Here is a 1,932-nt window from a genome sequence, read left to right as displayed (position 1 = left end):
CGGGGGCGCCTGTTCCAGGACCGCGTGGGCGTTGGTGCCGCTGACGCCGAACGCGGAGACGCCGGCCCGGCGGGGCCGGCCGGTCGCCGGCCACGGTCGGGCGTCGGTCAGCAGCTCCACCGCGCCGGCGGTCCAGTCGACGTGCGGGGTGGGCCGGTCGACGTGCAGGGTGACCGGGAGCCGGCCGTGCCGCATGGCGAGCACCATCTTGATGATCCCGGCGACGCCGGCGGCGGCCTGGGTGTGGCCGATGTTGGACTTGACCGAGCCGAGCAGCAGCGGCGCGGCGCGGTCCTGTCCGTACGTGGCCAGCAGCGCCTGCGCCTCGATCGGGTCGCCGAGCGTGGTGCCGGTGCCGTGCGCCTCGACCACGTCCACCTCGGCGGCGGTGAGCCCGGCGTTGGCCAGCGCGGCCCGGATGACCCGGCGTTGGGCGGGCCCGTTGGGCGCGGTGAGTCCGCTGCTGGCTCCGTCCTGGTTGACCGCGGTGCCGCGCACCACGGCGAGCACCGGATGGCCGTGGCGGCGGGCGTCGCTGAGCCGTTCGACGAGCAGCATGCCGACGCCCTCGGACCAGCCGGTGCCGTCGGCGGCGGCGGCGAACGACTTGCACCGCCCGTCGGTGGACAGCCCGCGCTGGCGGGAGAACTCCACGAACACGGTGGGGGTGGCCATCACGGACACCCCGCCGGCCAGCGCGAGGGTGCACTCGCCCAGCCGCAGCGCCTGGCAGGCCAGGTGCAGCGCCACCAGGGAGGAGGAGCAGGCGGTGTCCACGGTGACCGCCGGTCCCTCCAGGCCCAGCGCGTACGCGATCCGGCCGCTGGCCACGGCGGCGGCGCTGCCGGTGCCGAGGTAGCCCTCGACGCCGCCGCCGACGCCGGCGAGCAGCGCGGCGTAGTCGCCCTGGCTGCTGGTGGCGGCGTAGACACCGGTGGGCGCGCCGCGCAGCCCGGTCGGGTCGACGCCGGCGGACTCGAACGCCTCCCACGCGGTCTCCAGCAGCAGCCGCTGCTGCGGGTCCATGGCGAGCGCCTCGCGTGGGCTGATGCCGAAGAACGCCGGGTCGAAGTGGCCGGCGTCGGGCAGGAAGCCGCCGTCGCGCACGTAGGAGGTGCCCCGGCTGGTCGGGTCGGTGTCGTAGAGCGCGTCGAGGTCCCAGCCGCGATCGGCGGGGAACGGGGCCATCGCGTCGCGGCCCGCGTCGACCAGCTCCCAGAGCTGCTCCGGCGACCGCACGCCGCCGGGGAACCGGCAGCTCATCCCGATGATCGCGACCGGTTCGGTGAGCCGGTCGGTGAGTTGCTGGTTCTGCTGCCGGAGCTTCTGGTTGTCCAGCAGGGACGCGCGCAGCGCGCCCACCACCTCGTCCAGTGAGACGCTCATCGGGGCCTCCCTGCCGCCGGCCGGGTCACGAGTCGGATCCTTCGAGGGCCATCCGCACCAGTCCGGCGACGTCGAGGTCGCGGATCTCGGCCGCCGGGGCGTCCGGCGTGACGTCCGGGGCGGGCGCGGCGGTGTCGTGGCCCAGGCGCAGCAGCGGGTCGAGCAGCCCGGCCTGCCGCAGCCGGTCCAGCGGGATCGCGGCGAGCACCCGGCGCACGGTCTCCTCGTCGGCCGGGTCACCGCCGGCCGGATCACCGCCGTCGGGGAACAGCTCGGCGTCCAAATGCTCGGCGAGGCCGGCCGGGGTCGGGTAGTCGAAGACCACGGTGGTGGGCAGCTCGCGGCCGGTCGCGGCGGTGAGCAGGTTGCGCAGCTCCACCGCGGTGAGCGAGTCGAAGCCGAGGTCGAGGAAGCCCCGCTCCGGGTCGACCGCGTCGACCGAGGGGTGGCCCAGCACCTTCGCCGCGTCGGTGCGGACCAGGTCCAGCAGCGCGTCGCGCCGGTCGGCGGCGGGCAGCGCGCGCAGCTCGGCGAGCCGGTCCGTGC

2 protein-coding genes are annotated in these 1,932 nt (G+C 76.1%); both read right to left on the bottom strand.

Going from position 1 to position 1,932, the window contains the following annotated elements:
• Positions 1-1,386, bottom strand: a 1,386-nt coding sequence (locus tag HUW36_RS31940; RefSeq protein ID WP_174531467.1) for a type I polyketide synthase, incomplete at its 3' end; no start/stop codon positions are given.
• Between the two features lie 25 nt (positions 1,387-1,411).
• On the bottom strand, positions 1,412-1,932 hold a 521-nt coding region (locus HUW36_RS31935), incomplete at its 5' end, for an acyl carrier protein (RefSeq protein ID WP_174531466.1).

The organism is Micromonospora maritima (assembly GCF_902825405.1).
GTDB lineage: Bacteria > Actinomycetota > Actinomycetes > Mycobacteriales > Micromonosporaceae > Micromonospora > Micromonospora maritima.
This window is presented reverse-complemented; position numbering and strand designations above follow the sequence as displayed.